5 protein-coding genes are annotated in these 6,473 nt (G+C 33.8%); all 5 read right to left on the bottom strand.

Features of this window, described 5'->3' with window-relative positions; translation table 11 throughout:
* Positions 1-462 precede the first annotated feature (462 nt).
* Positions 463-1,806: a glutathione-disulfide reductase gene (gor, locus tag AFK68_RS15855; protein ID WP_094673624.1), complete on the bottom strand. Its 1,344-nt coding sequence runs from the start codon at positions 1,804-1,806 to the stop codon at positions 463-465.
* A gap of 549 nt (positions 1,807-2,355) precedes the next feature.
* Positions 2,356-2,886, bottom strand: coding sequence for a class I SAM-dependent methyltransferase (locus AFK68_RS45375; RefSeq protein WP_371357411.1), 531 nt, complete (start codon positions 2,884-2,886; stop codon positions 2,356-2,358).
* Between the two features lie 50 nt (positions 2,887-2,936).
* Positions 2,937-3,518, bottom strand: a 582-nt coding sequence (locus AFK68_RS15845) for a class I SAM-dependent methyltransferase (RefSeq protein WP_210407430.1), incomplete at its 3' end; no start/stop codon positions are given.
* Positions 3,519-4,167: 649 nt separating this feature from the next.
* The gene (locus AFK68_RS15840) at positions 4,168-5,124 is read right to left on the bottom strand and encodes a class I SAM-dependent methyltransferase (RefSeq protein ID WP_094673621.1); all 957 of its coding nucleotides are present in this window, start codon (positions 5,122-5,124) and stop codon (positions 4,168-4,170) included.
* Positions 5,125-5,205: 81 nt separating this feature from the next.
* Positions 5,206-5,856: a class I SAM-dependent methyltransferase gene (locus AFK68_RS15835; protein WP_168186502.1), complete on the bottom strand. Its 651-nt coding sequence runs from the start codon at positions 5,854-5,856 to the stop codon at positions 5,206-5,208.
* Positions 5,857-6,473: the final 617 nt, after the last annotated feature.

The raw sequence follows: 6,473 nt of genomic DNA, 5'->3' as shown, positions 1-6,473 counted from the left end.
AAAAAAACTGTAGGAGTTTAGTTTCCCAATCTCATCAATTATCAGTTCAACATTTTTTCTAGTTTTAGAGCTATTAGATAATGATTCCTGAAAAAAACTGTAGGAGTTTAGTTTCCAAATCCCATCAGTTATCAGTTAAATCTTTTTTCTAGTTTTATAGCTATGAGATAATGATTCCTGAAAAAAAACTGTAGGAGTTTAGTTTTCCAATCCCATCACTTATCAGTTCAACATTTTTTCTAGTTTTATAGCTATGAGATAATGATTCCTGAAAAAAACTGTAGGAGTTTAGTTTTCAAATCTAATTTTTGCCAGGGTTTGGAGACCAAACCCCTACAATAAAATGTTAAAACATAAGCGCAGACTATCCTAAACTAAGAATTTAATTTCTAACTTTTGTAAGGGTAATTCGTATTTGTGGAAAATTCCGCAGAAAATCACTCCTACTAAATTCTAAATTCTTTAACGTAAAGTCACAAACTCTTCTGAAGTAGAAGGGTGAATACCAATAGTGCGGTCAAAGTCTGCTTTGGTTGCGCCCATATTTACAGCGATCGCCATACCCTGAATAATTTCACCAGCATCTTTACCTACCATGTGTACTCCTAAAACTTGATCAGTATTACCTTCAACTACCAATTTCACCATTACTTTATCTTCTGCACCTGTCAAACTGTGGAACATTGGGCGGAATTTTGCGCGGTAACATTTGATAGAGTCACCAAATTTTTCTCTTGCTTCTGTTTCTGTCAGACCTACTGTTCCTCCTTCCGGTTCTGAGAAAATAGCAGTGGGGATATTTTCTAGAGAAATTGCTCTGGGAATATTACCAAATTCGGTATCAGCAAAAGCGCGACCTTGAGCAATAGCAACAGGAGTCAAATTTGCTTTATCTATACAGTCTCCCACAGCGTAAATATTTGGTTGAGTTGTACGACAGTTGTTACTAACAGCAACTGCACCTCTGAGTGTTTCGACTCCAGCATTTTCTAGATTCAAACCTGCTAAGTTTGGTTTCCGACCAGTTGCACAGAGAAATGTATCGACTATTAAAGGTTCAGCGTTTTCTCCAGTCAAGTGAACTTTTAACCCTTCTGGTACTTTCTCAATTTTTTCTATATTGGTATTGGTGCGGAATTTAATCCCATGTTTTGCCATTCCTTCCTGAATATTGCTGCGAATGTCATCATCAAATCCTCGTAAAATTAGGTCTCGACGAATAATTTGAGTAACTTCGGTACCTAAACCATTTAAAATTCCAGCAAATTCGACACCGATATAACCACCTCCCCAAACTGCCATTCTTTTTGGTTTTTCTGTGAGGTGGAACATTTCACGGGAGGTGACAGAATGTTCAATACCAGGAATATTTATTTTTTCTGGTCTACCACCAACAGCGATTAAAATTTTATCCGCTGTAAATTTCTTATCGCCTACTTCTACAGTATGGGGGTCAAGAAATTTAGCATATCCTTCTATTAACTCTACCCCTGCTTTTTCTAGGAAACTGATATGTAATTTATTCAGACGTAGAACTTCTGTATTTACAGTATCTCTCAATTTATGCCAATCAAAACTAGGTTCTACCTCACTCCAACCATAACCCACTGCATCTTTATATAAGTGAGAAAATCTCGAACCATAAACCATTAGTTTTTTCGGAACACATCCTCTAATAACACAAGTACCGCCAACTAAATCATTTTCAGCGATCGCTACTTTTGCTCCATAAGACGCTGCTCTTTTTGAAGATGCTAACCCTCCTGAACCTGCACCTATTACAAATAAATCGTAATCGTATGCCATAATTTGATATCCTTTGATTCCTATACCATAAGTAGTCGGACAGAATTAATTACATCATGTCAATGATGCTAAATCTCAATTTTTTTGTCCATTTACTTATTTTGCTTAGTAGATTATAACATTTTGTAAATCAATTCAACTATTGAGATTTTAGTTAGGCAAACAAATTTTTTAGGTAGAAGGTTTTGTTGAACAAAATTAATTTCTCAAGTTTAAATACCAGCTCATTTTTTTTGTTAAAAAATAAACTTCTGTGGTAAGAATTTAGCTATTAGGATTATGGAGGAAATGCTTACCTTCTATCACATCCTAATTATTGCTCTGCTGATTAAATATCAAAGCATTTACAGATAAAGGTTTTAGCCTTTTTATATCTTGAAAAATTACCTATTTTTCATATCTTTATGCACGGTTCCCGAAAAATCAAAAAGGAGCGCATTTTGGGTAAGAGTTGAGCAAAAAAAATTACTCCCGTACGGACGCCCTTATGCAACGTCCCTACCTACTCCCCCGCTCCCCTACTCCTTAAAAAAACTTTTTCTGCAAACCCTATTTCGGTTTACGCGCTGTTACTGTAGGATATATTCTTGCATTATCCCAAATAAATTCTATTTCATCAAAGCCTACAGTTTGTAGTTGTAATTTTGTCGTTGATGAACTCCTAAAGGCTGTAAATTTAACATCTAATATATCAAAAAATACTATTTTTGAAAGTAATAAATCTTGTGAATTAATCTGACTCATATCCCATTCTGAATTTGGGTCTAAATCTGGGGATGGAGTAATAAAGCTAGTTACTAATATACCTCCTGGTTTTAATGCTTGGAAAAACTGTTGATATAATTCCGTGACTTTTTCATCGTCAGGTTCATAAATATTTAAACCATTGCTAGTCAATAGTGTAAATTCATCTTTAAAAGGCAACTTCCAAGCATCTTCCTGATGGAATTCTACTTTTTCTGATAAGCCATATTCTTGAGCTAATTTTTTTGCCAATTCTAAACTTTCATAGTCAATATCAATTCCCACTAAACGAAAATTGTCTACACCTGTAAAATCCAACTTCAACAAATCTCTCATTATCCCACAAGGTAAAGAAGCAAAAACTATATTCTCTTGCACATAATTCNCTTCCAAGCATCTTCCTGATGGAATTCTACTTTTTCTGATAAGCCATATTCTTGAGCTAATTTTTTTGCCAATTCTAAACTTTCATAGTCAATATCAATTCCCACTAAACGAAAATTGTCTACACCTGTAAAATCCAACTTCAACAAATCTCTCATTATCCCACAAGGTAAAGAAGCAAAAACTATATTCTCTTGCACATAATTCTGAAGAATTTTACTGAAATTGGTGTATCTTTCTTGGGTGGCAAGAATACGAGGATTTTTATCCAAAATAAACTTTTCTAATTCTGTTAAAGTACGACCATTTGTATCAACACCACTAATTCTTCCTTGATACTGATGTTCCATTACATAATCTGTCCAATAGCCATTTGAACCTCCATTTTGTAATGTAAATTGTCCTAAAGGAAAATCTGCTAATTCATTAAGAAGTTCTAATTGTCTAGCAACAGTAACATGGGGTTTATCTCCAGTCTGAATAATTCTTTGTTTAATCCTTTCTATGGTTTCTTCAATAGTTTCATTTTTCTTTCCATGAGAGAGGATACGTTGTTCATTCAATTCTTGAGATTGTTGATTCATTTTTCTTTCCATGAGAGAGGATAAGTTGTTCATTCAATTCTTGAGATTGTTGATTCATTGCCTTAATTTATTTAACTATAATTTTTTTGGGGGGAAGCGATCGCTTTCGCCAAAATCATATTTTCCCAACTTTTGACAGACAAAATATAACCGACTAAAATTTCGACCAATACTAAGGTTTGCCCTCAAAAGTCTTAAGTTTGAATACCTGCTAAATCTTCTGTTCAAATCAGAAAATTATCCACATCCTATTGGGTGCATCTCATCTTGGCAAAAATACTTTTTTCCTATTCCCTATTTCCTATTCCCTGTTCCCAGTTAAGTGTTCCCTAAAAGGGATAAATTTTTGGCTTTATTCACGCATTGAGATGCACCCATCCTATTTAGGTTTACGCGCTACTACTGTGGGAAATATTCTGGCANACTAAAATTTCGACCAATACTAAGGTTTGCCCTCAAAAGTCTTAAGTTTGAATACCTGCTAAATCTTCTGTTCAAATCAGAAAATTATCCACATCCTATTGGGTGCATCTCATCTTGGCAAAAATACTTTTTTCCTATTCCCTATTTCCTATTCCCTGTTCCCAGTTAAGTGTTCCCTAAAAGGGATAAATTTTTGGCTTTATTCACGCATTGAGATGCACCCATCCTATTTAGGTTTACGCGCTACTACTGTGGGAAATATTCTGGCATTATCCCAAATAAATTCTATGTCATCAAAACCAACAGTTTGTAGTTGTAATTTTGTCGTTGATGAACTTCTAAAGGCTGTAAATTTAACATCCAATACATCAAAAAAGATAATTTCCGAAAGCAATAAATCTTCTGAATTAATATAACTCATATCCCATTCTGAGTTAGGGTCAATATTTGGCGGTGGGGTGAAAAAGCTAGTTACCAATATACCTCCTGGTATTAATGCTTTGAAAAACTGCTGATATAACTTCGTTAGTTTGTCATCATCTGGTTCAAAAATATTTAAACCATGGCTATTTAATAGTTTAAATTCATCTTGAAAAGAAAGATTCCAAGCATCTTCTTGATGGAATTCTACTTTGTCAGATAACCCATATTCTTCAGCTAATTTTTTTGCCAATTCTAAACTTTCAGAGTCAATATCAATTCCCACTAAACGAAAATTTTCTACACCTGTAAAATCCAATTTTAACAAATCTCTCATTATCCCAGAAGGTAAGGAAGCAAAAACTAAACCTTCTTGTAAATAATTCTTACTGATTTTACTGAAATTGATATCTCTTTGCTGCGCAGCAAGAACACGAGGACTTCTCTCCAAAATAAATTTTTCTAATTCTGTTAAACTACGAACTTGTGTATCAATACCACCAACTTTTCCTCTATACTGATGTTCGATTACATAATCTGTCCAATAACCATTTAAACCACGATTGTGTAACCAAAACTTTCCTAAAGGAAAAGCTGCTAATTCATTCAGAAGTTCTAGTTGTCTAGCAACAGTAACATAGGGTTTATCTCCCATTTCAATTATTCTTTGTTTAACTCTTTCTATGGTTTCTTTGAGACTTTCATTTTTATTTCCATGAGAGAGGATACGTTGTTCATTAAATTCTTGAGATTGTTTAGTCATTGACTTAATTTTTATCAAATCATACTATTTAACCATAATTTTTTTTTCAAGGAAGCGATCGCCATCCCCAAACTAATATTTTCAGAACTTCTGACAAACGAAATATAACCCACTAAGATTTCGACCAATACTATAATTATCAACCTCACATAAAATCTGTTTTATTAACCCTGTTTCTAACATTTCCTCATGCACTTTTTTCCACCCACTATCCTCATTTTCAAACCAATGTTGACGATAGGAAAAACAAAGTATTCCTGCTGGTTTTGTCACCCGAATAATTTCCGGTAAACTTTCTGGTGGCGCATTTCCAGGAGAGCATAAAGTTCCTGCACTAATAACAACATCAAAGGTATTATCAGGATAGGGAATTTCAGGTAGAATAGACTGTTTGAGTTCTTTATATAATCCTTTACTTCTAGCAGATTCTAGCATTCCTTCTGACATATCAATTCCATAAAACAAAGCTTGAACTCCCATTTCATTCAAAATACGACCTTGGTCACCAGTACCACACCCTAAATCTAGAATAGCTAAATTAGAAGAATTTCCAATATGCTGATATAGAAGTTCGCAGCATTTATTTGCAGCATAAGTACCTCCTTCAAAAGCTTCACTATTTTGGTCATACCAGTCTATTAAAGGTTGATATTGACCTGTTTTTTCTACCTCTTCAGCAGTAGTTTTATACTCTGAAAACCACTGTGATTGATTACGTTTTGATTCTTCCATAAAAGACATTCCTTAAAATCTAGTTATCCTAATTTCATAACTATTTGCTACAGTGATGATTTAGGTATTCAATAATTAATAATTAGGGTTTGCTGATTAAACGTCAAAACATTGATAAATAAACGCTTTAGCTTTTTCAAGGTCTAAAAAAATAGCAACTTTTCAATCCCCAACCCTGGAAAAGTTAGTATTTTGGCGTGACTACGGCAGAAAAATCACTTCTTAAATTATTTCTCCCTACTTTCTTTGTCTTCCCAAACTCCCCACCTTCTCCATACTTTGCTTTTTTCAGCAAACCCTAATTAGCTCTTATTTTTCAAGAATAAGACTGCTTAAAAGGGAAATTTTTTCTTTTTTATCCTTTAAAATAGAGTCTTTAAACCCTGGTTTTTATATAAAAATCCCCTGTAATCTTACTACTGATTGAAGTTTTAGCAAGAATCTTTTTTGAAATTATTAGTAGTGGTAATACCAATTACCAAAAGTAATGCTATACTTCGACTATACTTCAACAGTCAAATATTTAGCAAGACTCAAAGTCTGTTTTTAACAATTATTAGTTAGTTAATATAGATTATCACTACTTTTCCTCTCCCCCCTCCTCCCACACTTACCAC

This window comes from Hydrocoleum sp. CS-953, assembly GCF_002260545.1.
Lineage (GTDB): Bacteria > Cyanobacteriota > Cyanobacteriia > Cyanobacteriales > Microcoleaceae > Trichodesmium.
Note: the sequence above shows the minus strand (reverse complement) of the source record. Positions and strands in the feature narration are given on the sequence as shown.